Here is a 14820-nt window from a genome sequence, read left to right as displayed (position 1 = left end):
ATGACTGGAAACCAGATAAACCATGCTTGCAAAAGTCACAGCGACGCCGGCAGCCCTTGAACTGATCGCGGAGATTGTACCGATCATGGCCCGGTGCTGTTCCATCAGTCCGGCGGCTGCTGCGACGGCTCTTCGCCGATGTGCTATCCGGTGGCGGGCTTCATCATTGGTGACCAGGATGTGCTGCTTGGCCACGTCGGTGAGGCTCCCTTCTACATCGGAGCCTCGCAATTCGAGGCCTGGAAACACACCGATCTCATTATCGACGTGGTGGCAGGTCGCGGCGGCATGTTCTCGCTGGACAACGGGCGGGAGAAGCGATTCCTGACGCGGTCCACGATTTGCGCCGTTCAGATCGGGATGTAGGCCATCCCTCAGCTCATGGACACGGTCGTCATAGGCTTGACGGCCCTAGCCCAAAGTTCGGTCTCATCGCACTCGGTTTCCGACCAAGCCGACGCTCAGACGGCTACGGAATGTCTCGCCTTGCCGGTTTCGAAATATTTGTCGAACTTTGCGGCGACGCTTCTGACAAAAGGGCGGCTTTCCACTGGCACGACGAAGTGGTCACCGTTCAATTCAAGCATGCGTGCAGGGTCAAGAAGGGCAGTCGAGCTTGCCTTGCTGAGAAGCTTTTGGCCGGCTTCGCCGAAACGCTCAATCAGGTCGATCGCGGAGAAGGCGAAATCACACATCAGCCGTTCGATGATCCAGCCGCGAACGCGATCCTCCACGGAGAGCGCGATGCCTCTGACGGTCGCCAGCCCGCCGCTGTCGACCATGCGGCCATATTCGGTGGTCGAAGGCATGTTCTGGACGTAGCCTTGGCGAAACTGGCTGATTGACGACGGACCGAGGCCGATCAAGGTTTCGCAGCGATCCTCCGTGTAGCCCTGGAAGTTGCGATGCAAAGTCCCTGAGCGCGCGGCAAGCGCCAGAGCATCGCCCGGCTTGGCGAAATGGTCGAGGCCGATGGCTTGGTATCCCGCATTGAGCATCAGGCAAGAGGCAAGTTGCGCTTGGGCAAACCGTTCTGCCGGATCCGGCAGCCAGGCCTCGTCGATCATTGTCTGATGCTTCTTGAACCACGGCACATGCGCGTAGCCAAAAAGCGCGATCCGGTCGGGCTCCAGGGTCAACGCTTGCGCGACCGTAGAGGAAACGCTCTCCCTGGTCTGGTGCGGCAGGCCGTAAAGCAGATCGAGATTGACGGATCCGACACCGCGCGCACGAACGCCGTCAACGACCGCTTTGGTCTGCAAGAAAGTCTGCTCGCGATTGATGGCCTTCTGGACCTTGGGATTAAAATCCTGGACGCCGAGGCTCGCCCTCGTCATGCCGATTTCGGCAAGCGCGTCGAGGCGGGCTTCGTCCATATCATTTGGTTCGATTTCGACGCTGATCCTAGCGCCGGGAAGAAATGTGAAGCTGCTGCGTAAGACTTCCGCCAGTGCGACGATATCCTGCGGTTTGAGGATGGTTGGCGAACCGCCGCCGAAATGGACGGCACGCACACGGCCCTTGCCTGCGACAAGATCGGCGACGGTCGCGATCTCGGTATGCAGTGAGCGCAGGTACTTGGTCACCGGTTCGTAGTGGCGTGTCTGCTTCGTATGGCAGGCGCAGAACCAGCAAAGCTTGTCACAGTAAGGGATATGCAAATACAGCGAGATCTCGTCGTCCTCGCCAAGCGCCTGCAGCCAGCCACGACAAACGGCAGCATCGACGCCGGAATGAAAATGCGGCGCCGTCGGATAGCTCGTATAACGCGGCACGTTCTCACCAAGTCTGGCAACTAAATCTGGCCGCATCTCGCAATCAACTCCGGGCTGTGTCGCGCAACATTGCTCCCTAGGGGCAACAGCCGCCTTGATTTCGGTCAAAGCCCGTCGGCTTCGGACAAACTGCCGCAAGCGCTTTTTCTTGGCTCGATGCTATATCGTGACAGGACTTTGCGTCCGCGGAAGACCACGATGACAGTGCGTCAGGATGTACACAGCGCCGGCATTCCCGTGCTTTGCCAATCATGCGAAGCGCGCCACCATGGCGTTTGCGGCGCGCTCGACCCTGAACAACTGGTGGGCCTCGCCAAGACCTCGTCAAAACATACGGTTGAACCGGGCGTGGAATTGATTGGCGACGCCGAGACGGTCGGGAGCTACTCGAATGTGCTTTCCGGAGTGGTCAAGCTCACGAAAAGCCTTTCGGACGGACGCCAGCAGATTGTCGGGCTTCAATTTGCTCCCGATTTTCTGGGCAGACCCTTCAAGGTGGAAAGCGCGATCAACGCCGAAGCCGCGACCGCAGTCTCCCTGTGCTCGTTTCCCAAGGCCGCCATCGAACGGATGATGAAGGAATCGCCGGGACTGGAGCATCGCCTCTTCAAGCAGACGCTGAACGAACTCGATGATGCCCGCGACTGGATGGTGACGCTGGGCCGCAAGAGTGCTTCGGAAAAGGTGGCGAGCTTTCTGTTGATGATCGCCAGAAACATCGATCCCGCGCTGGACCCCGCCGCCCAGGCGACAAGTTTCGATCTACCTCTCACCCGCGCCGACATCGCCGATTTCCTCGGTCTGACGATCGAGACTGTCAGCCGTCAGCTGACCCGGCTGCGATCAGACAACGTGATCCGCATCGAAAACAATCGGCATGTTGTTGTCGATAGCTTGGATCGGCTGCAGCGCCGCTCTGGCGCTTAGAGTTAATCGACGATCCCGATCATCGGCAGGACATGCTCGCGCTCGAAGGCGATATGCCGGCGCAAGCTTTCGAAGAAGCCGCGCAGCATGAAACCGACCGCTTCGGCATTGTCGATGGTCTTGCCATGGCCGATGGCCAGCAGAATCTCGGTCACCTCCCCGGCAAAGCATTCGTCCTCGACATGCTCAGCGCGCAATCGCCGGGCTGAATCACGATTGGCGTCGCTATTGGCCAGCGCGCTCTCGTAGGCGGGGAAAATAACCGTTTCTTCGTATTCGTGGCTGTTGCGCAGAAGCGGAACGATTGCGTTCGCCAAAGTCAGGCATGTCAAAAGATCGACCCTGGGCAGCGTGTCTGCAATTTTTTCCAGGGCGTCACAGAGTTGCAGCTTTTCCAGATGCGCGCGTCTCATCACCGCGGATGACGTCGCCTGCGTGCCGGGTCGAACCGCCGTCATTGCGCTGTTACTGGCCGTTTGAAACGGCAACGATCCTCGTCCTGTCTGCGAGTTCAACGGCAATCTCCCGATCCTTGCGGGACCAAGGCTGCCCAATCCAAAAGGAAATGACTTTGACATGGATCAAGGCGGCAACGGAGCGACTGCGGAATTGGTGTCCATGCGGATTGACGTCCGCGTATCGGAATCCGAGTCGGGGATATGTCATGAAGTTCGGCACACCAATCTTCGCGTTGAGCCTTTTTACATTCGCGGCTCTGGTCGCCGCCGGCTTCGGCGTGGACGAGCCGTTCCGGCAGCATATGTGGGTGCTGTTCTTTGTGTTGCTAGGCTTTGTCGGCATCCTCATCCGCAACACGAGCTTCGAAGCCACCGCTCCAATCGATCCATCCGCCTATATGGACGGTCCGATCCGCTACGGCGCCATCGCCACTATGTTCTGGGGTGTGGTCGGCATGCTGGTCGGCGTCGTCATCGCACTGCAGCTTGCCTACCCCGATCTCAACATCCAGCCCTGGTTCAATTTCGGCCGCTTGCGGCCGCTGCACACATCGGGCGTCGTCTTCGCCTTCGGTGGCAATGCGTTGCTCTGCACGTCCTTGTACGTTGTGCAACGCACCTGCCGCGCCCGTCTCTTCGGTGGCGATCTCGCCTGGTTCGTCTTCTGGGGTTATCAGCTCTTCATCGTGATGGCGGCCACCGGTTACTTGCTCGGCATCACGGAAAGCCGCGAATACGCCGAACCCGAATGGTATGTCGACATCTGGCTGACCATCGTCTGGGTCGCCTACCTCATCCTGTTCCTTGGCACCATCCTGAAGCGCAAGGAACCGCACATCTACGTCGCCAACTGGTTCTATTTGTCTTTCATCGTGACCATCGCGATGCTGCACGTGGTCAACAACCTGTCGATGCCAGCCTCGTTCCTCGGCTCCAAGAGCTACTCCGCCTTTTCCGGCGTCCAGGACGCCCTGACGCAATGGTGGTACGGCCATAACGCCGTCGGCTTTTTCCTCACCGCCGGCTTCCTCGGCATGATGTACTATTTCGTCCCCAAGCAGGCGAACCGCCCGGTCTATTCCTACCGGCTGTCGATCATTCACTTCTGGGCGATCATCTTTCTCTACATCTGGGCCGGGCCGCATCACCTGCACTACACCGCCCTGCCCGACTGGGCGCAGACGCTGGGCATGGTGTTCTCGATCATGCTGTGGATGCCGTCGTGGGGTGGCATGATCAACGGTCTGATGACGCTGTCAGGCGCCTGGGACAAGCTGCGCACCGATCCCATCATTCGCATGATGGTGATGGCCATCGCCTTCTACGGCATGTCGACCTTCGAAGGGCCGATGATGTCGATCAAGGCGGTCAACTCCCTGTCGCATTATACCGACTGGACCATAGGCCACGTGCACTCTGGCGCACTCGGCTGGGTCGGCATGATCTCGTTCGGCGCGATATACTACATGGTGCCGAAGCTGTGGAACCGCGACCGGCTCTACTCGCTGCGGCTGGTAACCTGGCACTTCTGGCTGGCGACGCTGGGTATCGTCGTTTACGCCGCGGTCATGTGGGTGTCCGGCATCATGCAGGGCCTGATGTGGCGCGAATACGACGAGCAGGGCTTCCTAGTCTACTCCTTCGCCGAAACGGTCGCCGCCATGCACCCCTACTATGTCATGCGCGCCATGGGCGGCGCCATGTACCTCTCGGGCGCCCTGATAATGGCCTGGAACATCACCATGACGATCCTCGGCCACCAGCGCGAGGAGCAAGCAATGCCGGGCTCCGTTCCCGCCCTTCAGCCTGCCGAATAAGGAGCCAGACAATGGGCTTGATGGATAGACACGCAATCATCGAGAAGAACGCCACGCTTCTTCTCGTTGGCTCCCTTCTTGTGGTGACGGTCGGCGGCATCGTCGAGATCGCACCGCTCTTCTATCTCGACAACACGATCGAGAAGGTGGAAGGCATGCGCCCCTACTCGCCGCTCGAACTTGTCGGGCGCAACATCTATGTGCGCGAAGGCTGCTACCTCTGCCACAGCCAGATGATCAGGCCGTTCCGCGACGAGGTCGAGCGTTATGGTCACTACAGCCTGGCTGCAGAGTCGATGTACGACCATCCCTTCCAGTGGGGATCGAAGCGCACCGGGCCGGATCTCGCCCGGGTGGGCGACCGCTACTCGAATTCTTGGCACGTCGATCACCTTGCCGACCCGCGCTCGGTAGTGCCGGAATCGGTCATGCCGAGCTATGCCTTCCTGAAGGATGCGGAGATCGATGTGAAGGACTTCTCGACGCATCTGGTTGCGAATGCGCGCGTTGGTGTCCCCTACTCGGATGACATGATTGCCAACGCCAATGCCGATCTGAAAGCGCAGGCCGACCCGAATGCCGACACCTCCGGCCTCGAGAAACGCTATCCCAAAGCCAAGATCGGTGACTTCGACGGCAATCCGCAGCAGGTCACGGAAATGGACGCCTTGGTCGCCTACCTACAGATGCTGGGCACGCTGGTCGACTTCAAGAACTATGACGAGGCCGCCGGCTACCGGTGAGGAGTTTTATCCATGGATTACAATTTGATGCGGGAGTTTGCCGACAGCTGGGGTCTGCTCGCCATGGCGCTTTTCTTTGTTGGGGCAATAGTTTTCGCCCTGCGCCCCGGTAGCCGCAAGCTGGCTGACGAAGCTGCCCGGATTCCCCTTGAGGACGAGTGATCATGAGCGACGAGCACATCGATGAAATCTCTGGCGTCCCTACGACGGGGCACGAGTGGGACGGCATCCGGGAACTGAACAACCCACTTCCGCGCTGGTGGGTCATAACCTTCTACGTCACCATAGTCTGGGCGATCGGCTACACGATTGCCTATCCGGCGTGGCCGCTGTTGCACTCGGCGACAACGGGTGTGCTCGGCTATTCGAGCCGCAACGAGGTCAAGAACGAGCTGGCGGCGGCCGAAACGGCAAAGGGCAAATATGTCGCGGCGGTCGAGTCCAAAAGCGTCTCGGAGATCGCCGCGGATGATGCCTTGCGTGAATTTGCCGTCGCTGCCGGAGGTGCCGCATTCAAGGTCAACTGCACCCAGTGCCACGGCTCTGGCGCTCAGGGGTCAGCCGGCTTTCCCAATCTCAATGACGACGACTGGCTATGGGGCGGCACGGCCGAACAGATCCAGCAGACGATTACGCACGGCATTCGCTTCGCGTCCGATCCAGACACGCGCCTGTCCGAGATGCCGGCCTTCGGCGACATCATCACCGCCGACCAGATTGCGCAGGTCAGCGCCTACGTAGCCAGCCTGTCCGGCGAGCTCCACGATGCAAGTCTGATCCAGCCGGGCGCCAAGGTCTTCGCCGAAAACTGCGTCGCCTGTCACGGCGACAACGCGAAAGGCAACAAGGAGCTCGGGGGACCCGACCTGACCGACGCGATCTGGCTCTACGGCGCCGGCGAGACCGCAATCGCCGAGCAGGTTCGCGCACCCAAGCAGGGCGTCATGCCAGCCTGGGGAGCACGCCTGGGTGAAACCAAGGTCAAGGAACTGGCGGTCTACATCCATTCGCTCGGCGGTGGGGAATAGGATAGGGGCCTGTTCCCAGCCCTTCGCCGCCTGAGCGACGAGGCCCGGCTTGTCCGGGCCTCGACTCGTCTTCCGGTATCCGAAGATTGACCTGCATCAACGCGGGCAAGTCCACCCGGCGGCATTGTTGCCCAACGCATTCAAATCACCGTCTGCGTATGGAGTGGAGAAAAGTCGTTGCTTGACAAGACGCAGATAGAACGGCTGGAAGCCGAGGCGGTCAATTCCGCGAAGACCCGTCAGCCCCTTTATGCCGCGCGCAAGAAGATCTTTCCAAAACGCGCCTCGGGCAGCTTTCGCCGTTTCAAATGGCTGGTGATGGCGATCACGCTTGGCATCTACTATCTGACGCCATGGCTGCGTTGGGACCGTGGTCCGTTTGCACCCGACCAGGCCGTGCTGCTCGATGTCGCCAATCGGCGCTTCTACTTCTTCTTCATCGAGATATGGCCGCAGGAATTCTTTTACGTGGCTGGCCTTCTGGTCATGGCCGGCGTCGGTCTTTTCCTGATCACCTCGACTGTCGGCCGTGCCTGGTGCGGCTATGCATGCCCTCAGACGGTTTGGGTCGATCTGTTCCTCGTCGTCGAACGCGCGATAGAGGGCGACCGCAATGCTCGCATGAAGCTCGACGCAGGTCCTTGGACCGCGCGCAAGCTGATGCTGCGCGTCTCCAAGCACACCATCTGGCTAGTAATCGGTGCGGCGACCGGCGGCGCCTGGATCTTTTATTTCGCCGATGCACCGACATTGCTCGGCGAGCTTTTCACCGGCACCGCCGCGCCCGTCGCCTATATCACCGTCGCGGTCCTGACGGCGACCACCTACACGTTTGGCGGTCTGATGCGCGAACAGGTCTGCACCTATATGTGCCCATGGCCGCGCATCCAGGCGGCCATGCTCGATGAAAATTCGCTCACCGTCACCTACAACGACTGGCGCGGTGAACCACGCTCGCGCCACGCCAAGAAGGTGCTTGCTGCGGGGTTGCCGGTCGGCGACTGCGTCGACTGCAATGCCTGCGTCGCGGTCTGCCCGATGGGGATCGATATTCGCGACGGCCAGCAGCTCGAATGCATCACGTGCGCGCTCTGCATCGACGCCTGCGACGGCGTTATGGACAAGCTCGGGAAGGAGCCCGGGCTGATCGCCTATGCGACACTGTCCGACTACAACGCCAACATGATGCTAGCGACGGCAGGCGGCTCCGGCCCTGTCAATCCATCGTTGGTCAGAACAGCTGCTGGCACCTTCTCCGACAAGGTGGCGCATTTTCACGTTCGCAAGATCTTTCGGCCGCGCACCTACGTCTACATGGGTTTTTGGTCGCTGATCGGCCTTGGCCTGCTCTATTCCCTGCTGACGCGCGACCGGCTCGAACTGAACGTGCTGCATGATCGCAATCCCCAGTTCGTCACACTGTCCGACAGGTCCATCCGCAACGGCTATACCGTCAAGCTGCTCAACATGATCCCGGAGCCGAGGACGATTGTCGTCACCATGCAGGGCTTGGAGGGGGCTGACATGGTCGTCGTCGGCGACGACATCCCAGCAGGCCGTTCTTTCGCCATTCCGGTCGAACCCGACCGCCTGAAAATGCTGAAGGTCTTCGTTCGCCAGCCGGCGGACAAGATCCGCGCCCCGGCGCAGACTTTCAAATTCCGTGTCGAGGACAGAGCCAGCTTCGAGTCGAACGAATACATCGCCACCTTCAACGCGCCAGAGGCTGCCAGATGACTGCCAACGCTCAGAAACCTCGCGAATTTACTGGCAGGCACATGCTGGCCATCATCCTTGCCTTTTTCGGCGTGGTCATCGCGGTCAACCTGACCATGGCGACACTGGCCAACACCAGCTGGACCGGCCTCGTCGTCGAGAATACCTATGTAGCAAGCCAGCAATTCAACAAGCAGGCCGAGGAGGGCCGCGCCCAGGCAGCGCTTGGCTGGAGCGGCAAGCTGACCATCGCATGGGGCGAAGTCCGCTACAGCCTCTCCGACGCGGCCGGCAAGCCGGTTCCTCTGCACGGCGTCAAGGTGCTGTTTCGTCATCCCGCCTACGAGAAAGAGGACAAGTCCGTCACGCTCGCCCTCGCCTCCGGCCAGGAATTTGCCGCGCAGCATATGCCGAAGGACGGTGTCTGGATCGTCGAGATCGACGCCGATGCCGGCCTGGATAAGCCGTACCGCGACGTCCGCCGGATCATGATTTCTCATGGAGCGCTGCAATGAGCTGTTGTGCACCCGGTGCCGAAATGGCGTTGGATCTGGGCAGCGCCGCATCGGTGCTGCCATCCAGCCAGGAAATCAGGTTGGCGAGCCGATCGCTAGGCGACGATCTTCGCCAGACCGACCTTTCTGTCCCAACAGTTTATTGCGCTGCCTGCATCCAGACAATCGAGACGGCGCTGGGAAAGCTGGAGAATGTCGAAGGCGCACGCGTCAACCTTTCGACGAAGCGGGTCGCGGTCCGGTGGCGTGGGGATGAGGTGCCACCCTTCGTCGCGGCGCTGGGCAGGATGGGCTACGAGGCGCACCTGTTCGATGCCGACACTGACAAGAAGGACAAAACGCTTGCCGAGCTGATCCGCGCCGTCGCTGTTGCCGGCTTCGCGGCCGGCAACATCATGCTGCTTTCGGTCTCAGTCTGGTCCGGCGCCGAAGGTGCTACCCGAGACCTTTTTCACTGGGTCTCCGCACTGATCGCCATACCGGCGCTCGCCTTCGCCGGCGGCATCTTCTTCCGCTCGGCCTGGAACGCCCTACGGCACGGCCGCATGAACATGGACGTGCCTATAGCGGTCGGGGTGTCGCTCGCTTACGCAATGAGTCTCTATGAGACGATCAACCATGGCGACCACGCCTATTTCGACGCGTCGGTGTCACTGTTGTTCTTCCTTTTGATCGGCCGCACGCTGGATCACGTGATGCGGGAACGTGCCCGCACTGCGGTGAAGGGCCTGTCGCAGCTGGCCGCGCGTGGCGCCATGGTGCTGCGCGGCAACGGCGCGCGCGACTATCTGCCGGTTGGCGAGATCGAACCGGGGATGCAGCTGCTGATCGCAGCCGGCGAAAGGATTCCCGTCGACGGCAAGATCCTCCAGGGAGCGTCGGATCTCGACTGCTCGCTGGCCTCGGGCGAAAGCACGCCCAAGATCGTGGCGCCGGGCGAAGCCGTGCAGGCCGGAGTGCTCAATCTTACCGGCCCGCTGACCATCGAGGCGACGGCCGCCGCAAAGGATTCGTTCCTGGCGGAAATGGTTCGACTAATGGAGGCCGCCGAAGGTGGCCGCGCCCGCTACCGCCGTATCGCTGACCGCGTGTCCGCGCTTTATGCGCCCGTGGTTCATCTCACCGCATTGGTGACATTTCTGGGCTGGATGGCGGCAACCGGCGACTGGCACCGGGCGATGACGATCGCCATCGCGGTTCTCATCATCACCTGCCCCTGTGCGCTCGGCCTTGCCGTGCCGATCGTCCAGGTGGTCGCCGCGCGACGCCTGTTCGAGAACGGCATCATGGTCAAGGACGGCTCGGCCATGGAACGCCTGGCGACAATCGACGCGGCGGTGTTCGACAAGACCGGCACGCTCACGCTTGGCCAGCCGCGGCTCGTCAACGCCTCGTCGATCGATCCCGCCATGCTGGAAATCGCAGCCGACCTGGCCGCGCATTCGCGGCATCCATATTCAAAGGCCATTGCCGGCCTTGCCACTAGCAGCAGCCAGCACAAATTCGATAAAGTGACCGAGCACCCAGGGTTCGGGATCGAAGCCACCGCCGCTGGAAGCATCTGGCGGCTGGGCCGACGCGGATGGGCTGGCTGGAAGGCTCGATCCGGCGGTGAAGGTAAACGTGGCTACGGCGGAACAGTCCTGACGGAAAACGGGATGATTGTCGCATCCTTTGTTTTCGAGGATGCGCTGCGCGTCGACACCAGAACAGCCATCGATCAACTGCACAACGCTGGTCTGCGCGTGGAAATGCTGTCGGGCGACACCGCGAAAGCCTGCTCCGAGGTTGCGGACGTTCTGGGTGTCGATGACTTCGTTCCCTGCCTGCTGCCGTCCGGCAAGGTCGAACGCATCGAGAGTCTGGCGAGAGACGGGCACAAGGTTCTGATGGTTGGCGACGGGCTCAACGACACGCCGGCGCTGAGCGCTGCGCATGTCTCCATTGCGCCCGCCACGGCCGCCGACATTGGCCGCAATGCAGCCGACTTCGTTTTTCTGCGCGAAAGCCTCCTGGCGGTCCCACTGGCGCTGGACGTATCGCGCAAGGCGGGAAGGCTGATCCGACAGAACATAGCAATTGCGATCGTTTACAACGCTGTGGCCGTGCCGATCGCCATTCTGGGCCATGTTACCCCCCTTATCGCGGCGGTCGCGATGTCTGCCTCGTCGTTGCTTGTGATTGGAAATGCCTTGCGCCTGCAAGGCTCGGAAACCGGTGCATCGTCCGATACCGCGCGGCAAGACAGGTCCGCGCGGGCCGGCGCGTTGGCCCAATCCTCATGACGACGCTCGCCTATCTCATTCCGGTAGCGCTTTTCCTTGGCGCACTCGGCCTGTCCGGCTTCCTGTGGGCGTTGAGAAGCGGTCAGTACGAGGATCTCGACGGCGCGGCGGAGCGCATTCTCATCGAACGCGACGACGGCGCGGAGAATGCCCCTCGTTCCAAGTGACTCAGATCAAAGCGCCGCGTGTCACGATGTCCCATCGTCGTCTGACAAAAAATCAGGAGGTGAGGATGCAAGCCGAGGCCATAATGACGAAGCCAGTCATCACGACGGATGCGAACGCGACGATTGCCGAAGCGGTCGAGCTCATGTTTTCAAACAAAATAAGCTGCCTCCCGGTAACGGGCAGCGACGGTGCCATGGTTGGCATTGTAAGCAAAAGCGACTTCTTGCGCCGAGAGGAACTTGGGACCCAGCGGGCGCGTCCTCGCTGGCTGGAGTTTGATCTTGGCCCGGGCACAATCGCCGATGACTATGCGCGCTCGAGCGGACGGATCATCCATGAGGTGATGATTACAGACGTCATTTCGGCGCCTCCAGGCGCCTCGATTGCAGATATCGTAAACTTGATGATGCAACACCGCATCAATAATGTGCCGATTGTCGATCGGGAAAGGGTCGTCGGCATCATCACGCGAACTGATTTGCTACGCGTCCTGATCCGCACCATGTCGAAACGGGGCACCACGCCACCCGATGACGACCTGATCCGCAAGGCTATACTTGCCGAGCTGAAGGGACAATCGTGGAGCGATGGTGACTTGATTGATGTGAGGGTCAGCGACGGCGTTGTCGAACTGACAGGGGCGATTGTCGACGAGCGTCAGCGGAAGGCAGCGATCGTTGCGGCAGAGAATGTTGCCGGCGTCGGGCAAGTCAGGGACGGCCTTTTCCTCCGTACGGATCCGTTCTCGGTGATGATGGTTTCGTAGCTGCGAAAAAGCGGGGGACGCAAAGCCGGGCCCTATTGGGTTCTACTCCCACATCCCCTGCGAGCCTGGCCGACGACGACTTCCTTCGGCATATAGCGCTCGTGATGCTTGGCCCGCTGTTCGGCAACCAAGACGCCGTCCTGACCGAAATGCGATGGTGGCCCGTCCCGGCATGATGTGCCTCGAAGCCAACCGGCAAGGATGTTGGCCGCAAGACGGTGTCCAACTTCAACGAACGCTCGGATCATCATAGTCACCCCCAACCTACATTATGCCCGTTCCCTCCTTCTTGGTGGTGGGCTTGGCCGCCGAGCGAGTTCTGACCTATATGGAATACAAAGCGGCCGCTGATCTTCAGAACGCCGACCGCGATTGCGCAGGCTGGCAGAAAATTGCGAATCGAAACTGCTGCATCTCAAATCTCGCGCATAACATCGCCGCATTCCGAGGGCTGTTGTTTCTGCGATTAACGTCTACCAATTTGCGCCAGCGCAAAGAAACGCTGCGTCGGGTCATTTAGCTTCTGCTCATCCGCAACGGTCCAGAGACAGGAGATTGACATGATTACGCGACGCGAAGCCCTCTTTGTCGCAGCACTTGGCGCTGCCGCCGTTGCGGCACTGCCCGCATTGTCGGCCACGGTTACAAAGGCGGAGATTAGCGGGCTGCCCCGCGAGAAGATCACGCTCGTGGCACCGCCTTTCGTGCATCCGCATGACCAGATCGCCAAGGGCGGTCCGAAGATCGTCGAATTCACCATGACGATCGAGGAAATGTCTGTCGTCATCGATGCCGACGGCACAAAGCTCAATGCAATGACCTACAATGGCTCGATCCCCGGCCCGCTGATGGTCGTGCATCAAGACGACTACCTCGAACTGACGCTTATCAATCCCGACACCAATTCGCTTGCCCACAACATCGACTTTCACGCCGCAACCGGCGCCCTTGGTGGCGGCGGCCTGACCCTGATCAATCCCGGCGAACAGGTAACGCTGCGCTTCAAGGCGACACGGACCGGAACGTTTGTCTACCACTGCGCCCCTGGTGGCGCGATGATCCCGTGGCATGTCGTCTCCGGCATGAACGGCGCCATCATGGTGCTGCCGCGCGACGGCTTGAGGAACGACAAGGGCGAACCGGTCAAGTATGACAAGGTCTTCTACATCGGCGAGAGCGACTTCTACATTCCGCGCGACGAGAAGGGCAACTTCAAGAGCTACGAATCCGCCGGCGATGGCTATGACGACATCGTCAAGGTCATGCGCGGGCTGATCCCGACGCATGTGGTGTTCAACGGCAAGGTCGGCTCGCTGACCGGCGACAACGCCATGAAGTCCAAGGTCGGCGAAACCGTGCTGATCGTCCATTCACAGGCCAATCGCGATACGCGGCCACATCTGATCGGCGGCCATGGCGATTATGTCTGGGAACAGGGCAAATTCGCCAACCCGCCGGCCAAGGATCTGGAGACCTGGTTCATCCGTGGTGGCTCTGCCGGCTCGGCGCTCTACACCTTCCTGCAGCCAGGCGTCTACGCCTATGTCAATCACAATCTGATCGAGGCCGTGGAACTCGGAGCGACGGCTCACTTCAAGGTCGAGGGCGAATGGGATGACGATCTGATGACGCAGGTCGAAGCGCCCAAACCGATCGCCACCAACTGAACGGCACTCTTATTTGCCCGGGCAGCGACCTTGTCCGGGCATGGACAAAAGACATGTCGGCTCTCATCCTGAAGCTCGTGCCGATCGCTGTGGTGCTCGCAGCCGTGCCGGTTGGACTCTCGATACAGGCAGCCGGCAGCCAGCGACAGTCGACTGCCGTTGTCATGACAGTCAGCTTGCTTCCGGGTTCGATCACATACCCGATGCCGGGCGAGTTTCTTAAGAACGGACGCCCGCAGACCAACCCCAGGATCCAGCGGCAGATCAGCGGCCCCCTCGAGATAATGGCCAATCAAGTCAGTGCGGCTGACTACGCCGATTGTGTGTCGGCTGGCGCCTGTCGGTCCGCAGAAGAAACCCGCGCGGTCCCGCGTGACGCCCCCTCGACCGGAGTGAGCTACCTCGACGCCGTTGCCTATGCCCGATGGTATTCAGAAGTAACCGGCGACCAATGGCGGCTGCCATCCGACGAAGAATGGGCGTTTGCCGCGGCCGAGCGGTTCGCCGGGGAATTCGAGGGTGTCGAAAACGATGCCAACAACCCCGCCAGGCGTTGGCTTACCAGTTATCAGGCAGAGGTTGACCTCAATCGCAAACCGGACCCGTTACCCAGGAGCAGTGGCTCGTTTGGCGTCAATTCCCGCGGCCTCACCGACCTTTCCGGCAATGTCTGGGAGTGGACTTCGACCTGCTATGTCCGCACGACGTTGACCAAAGACGGAAGCGGCGTTGAGAGTTCGGTCGACAACTGCGGCGTCCACATCCTTGAAGGGCTTCACAGAGCCTATATGTCGAACTTCGTCAGCGACGGAAAAAGCGGTGGCTGCGCTGTTGGCTTGCCTCCCGACAATCTGGGGTTCAGGCTGGTCTTGGACCATCGGGGATGGGCGAACCGTATCCTCGCCCACCTCGGCATTGACTGACAAATTAGGACCAACTGCTCGGCTCGCGTTTC

At 60.6% G+C, this 14820-nt stretch carries 15 protein-coding genes and 1 pseudogene; 14 read left to right on the top strand and 2 right to left on the bottom strand.

The features are described 5' to 3' along the window. Positions 1 to 22: 22 nt before the first annotated feature. Positions 23 to 366 (top strand): annotated as a pseudogene (locus tag AC1D1B_RS18795) (DUF779 domain-containing protein). Between the two features lie 95 nt (positions 367 to 461). Here the strand turns inward: AC1D1B_RS18795 and hemN are convergent. Next, the gene (hemN, locus tag AC1D1B_RS18790) at positions 462 to 1811 is read right to left on the bottom strand and encodes an oxygen-independent coproporphyrinogen III oxidase (protein ID WP_477334813.1); all 1350 of its coding nucleotides are present in this window, start codon (positions 1809 to 1811) and stop codon (positions 462 to 464) included. A 162-nt stretch (positions 1812 to 1973) separates the two neighbouring features. Between hemN and AC1D1B_RS18785 the strand changes: the two genes are divergently transcribed. Continuing rightward, positions 1974 to 2702: a Crp/Fnr family transcriptional regulator gene (locus AC1D1B_RS18785; protein WP_477333962.1), complete on the top strand. Its 729-nt coding sequence runs from the start codon at positions 1974 to 1976 to the stop codon at positions 2700 to 2702. Positions 2703 to 2704: 2 nt separating this feature from the next. On the opposite strand, the gene AC1D1B_RS18780 is transcribed toward AC1D1B_RS18785, so the two are convergent. Next, positions 2705 to 3115, bottom strand: coding sequence for a hemerythrin domain-containing protein (locus tag AC1D1B_RS18780; protein ID WP_477334811.1), 411 nt, complete (start codon positions 3113 to 3115; stop codon positions 2705 to 2707). Between the two features lie 251 nt (positions 3116 to 3366). Here AC1D1B_RS18780 and ccoN point away from each other — a divergent pair, with 251 nt between their 5' ends. The 12 genes from ccoN (at position 3367) to AC1D1B_RS18720 (ending at position 14788) form a co-directional block, all read left to right on the top strand. After that, the gene (gene ccoN / locus AC1D1B_RS18775) at positions 3367 to 4977 is read left to right on the top strand and encodes a cytochrome-c oxidase, cbb3-type subunit I (RefSeq protein ID WP_477333961.1); all 1611 of its coding nucleotides are present in this window, start codon (positions 3367 to 3369) and stop codon (positions 4975 to 4977) included. An 11-nt stretch (positions 4978 to 4988) separates the two neighbouring features. Next, positions 4989 to 5720 (top strand): cytochrome-c oxidase, cbb3-type subunit II, encoded by a 732-nt coding sequence (gene ccoO / locus AC1D1B_RS18770; RefSeq protein ID WP_477333960.1) that lies wholly within the window; start codon positions 4989 to 4991, stop codon positions 5718 to 5720. Between the two features lie 12 nt (positions 5721 to 5732). After that, on the top strand, positions 5733 to 5882 hold the full coding sequence (locus AC1D1B_RS18765; protein ID WP_477333959.1) for a cbb3-type cytochrome c oxidase subunit 3: 150 nt from the start codon (positions 5733 to 5735) through the stop codon (positions 5880 to 5882). A 2-nt stretch (positions 5883 to 5884) separates the two neighbouring features. After that, positions 5885 to 6748 carry a cytochrome-c oxidase, cbb3-type subunit III gene (gene ccoP, locus AC1D1B_RS18760; RefSeq protein ID WP_477333958.1) on the top strand — a complete coding sequence of 288 codons (864 nt, stop codon included), beginning with the start codon at positions 5885 to 5887 and terminating at the stop codon, positions 6746 to 6748. A gap of 177 nt (positions 6749 to 6925) precedes the next feature. After that, a complete protein-coding gene (ccoG, locus tag AC1D1B_RS18755; RefSeq protein WP_477333957.1) occupies positions 6926 to 8485 on the top strand; it encodes a cytochrome c oxidase accessory protein CcoG in 1560 nt (519 codons plus the stop codon). Then, positions 8482 to 8979: a FixH family protein gene (locus AC1D1B_RS18750; protein WP_477333956.1), complete on the top strand. Its 498-nt coding sequence runs from the start codon at positions 8482 to 8484 to the stop codon at positions 8977 to 8979. The genes ccoG and AC1D1B_RS18750 overlap by 4 nt, the downstream gene beginning before the upstream one ends. Next, entirely contained in the window at positions 8976 to 11264 is a 2289-nt protein-coding gene (locus AC1D1B_RS18745) for a cation-translocating P-type ATPase (RefSeq protein ID WP_477333955.1), read from the top strand. Before AC1D1B_RS18750 ends, AC1D1B_RS18745 begins: the two co-directional genes overlap by 4 nt. Then, on the top strand, positions 11261 to 11431 hold the full coding sequence (gene ccoS, locus AC1D1B_RS18740; RefSeq protein WP_477333954.1) for a cbb3-type cytochrome oxidase assembly protein CcoS: 171 nt from the start codon (positions 11261 to 11263) through the stop codon (positions 11429 to 11431). Before AC1D1B_RS18745 ends, ccoS begins: the two co-directional genes overlap by 4 nt. Before the next feature lie 65 nt (positions 11432 to 11496). After that, positions 11497 to 12198, top strand: a complete 702-nt coding sequence (locus AC1D1B_RS18735; RefSeq protein WP_477333953.1) for a CBS domain-containing protein — start codon at positions 11497 to 11499, stop codon at positions 12196 to 12198. A 301-nt stretch (positions 12199 to 12499) separates the two neighbouring features. Then, positions 12500 to 12718, top strand: coding sequence for a hypothetical protein (locus tag AC1D1B_RS18730; protein WP_477333952.1), 219 nt, complete (start codon positions 12500 to 12502; stop codon positions 12716 to 12718). Between the two features lie 40 nt (positions 12719 to 12758). Continuing rightward, a complete protein-coding gene (gene nirK / locus AC1D1B_RS18725) occupies positions 12759 to 13865 on the top strand; it encodes a copper-containing nitrite reductase (protein WP_477333951.1) in 1107 nt (368 codons plus the stop codon). Between the two features lie 53 nt (positions 13866 to 13918). Further along, a complete protein-coding gene (locus AC1D1B_RS18720) occupies positions 13919 to 14788 on the top strand; it encodes an SUMF1/EgtB/PvdO family nonheme iron enzyme (protein ID WP_477333950.1) in 870 nt (289 codons plus the stop codon). Positions 14789 to 14820 lie beyond the last annotated feature (32 nt).

It is taken from the genome of Mesorhizobium sp. P2_C5_2, assembly GCF_056404535.1.
This window is presented reverse-complemented; position numbering and strand designations above follow the sequence as displayed.

Excerpts from the sequence above, each read along its gene's own strand:
- ccoP (WP_477333958.1), top strand. The coding sequence starts at position 5,885 with ATGAGCGACGAGCACATCGATGAAATCTCTGGCGTCCCTACGACGGGG.
- AC1D1B_RS18735 (WP_477333953.1), top strand. The coding sequence starts at position 11,497 with ATGCAAGCCGAGGCCATAATGACGAAGCCAGTCATCACGACGGATGCG.
- ccoO (WP_477333960.1), top strand. The coding sequence starts at position 4,989 with ATGGGCTTGATGGATAGACACGCAATCATCGAGAAGAACGCCACGCTT.
- ccoN (WP_477333961.1), top strand. The coding sequence starts at position 3,367 with ATGAAGTTCGGCACACCAATCTTCGCGTTGAGCCTTTTTACATTCGCG.
- AC1D1B_RS18720 (WP_477333950.1), top strand. The coding sequence starts at position 13,919 with ATGTCGGCTCTCATCCTGAAGCTCGTGCCGATCGCTGTGGTGCTCGCA.
- AC1D1B_RS18750 (WP_477333956.1), top strand. The coding sequence starts at position 8,482 with ATGACTGCCAACGCTCAGAAACCTCGCGAATTTACTGGCAGGCACATG.
- hemN (WP_477334813.1), bottom strand. The coding sequence starts at position 1,811 with ATGCGGCCAGATTTAGTTGCCAGACTTGGTGAGAACGTGCCGCGTTAT.
- nirK (WP_477333951.1), top strand. The coding sequence starts at position 12,759 with ATGATTACGCGACGCGAAGCCCTCTTTGTCGCAGCACTTGGCGCTGCC.
- AC1D1B_RS18745 (WP_477333955.1), top strand. The coding sequence starts at position 8,976 with ATGAGCTGTTGTGCACCCGGTGCCGAAATGGCGTTGGATCTGGGCAGC.
- AC1D1B_RS18765 (WP_477333959.1), top strand. The coding sequence starts at position 5,733 with ATGGATTACAATTTGATGCGGGAGTTTGCCGACAGCTGGGGTCTGCTC.
- AC1D1B_RS18780 (WP_477334811.1), bottom strand. The coding sequence starts at position 3,115 with ATGAGACGCGCGCATCTGGAAAAGCTGCAACTCTGTGACGCCCTGGAA.
- AC1D1B_RS18785 (WP_477333962.1), top strand. The coding sequence starts at position 1,974 with ATGACAGTGCGTCAGGATGTACACAGCGCCGGCATTCCCGTGCTTTGC.
- ccoS (WP_477333954.1), top strand. The coding sequence starts at position 11,261 with ATGACGACGCTCGCCTATCTCATTCCGGTAGCGCTTTTCCTTGGCGCA.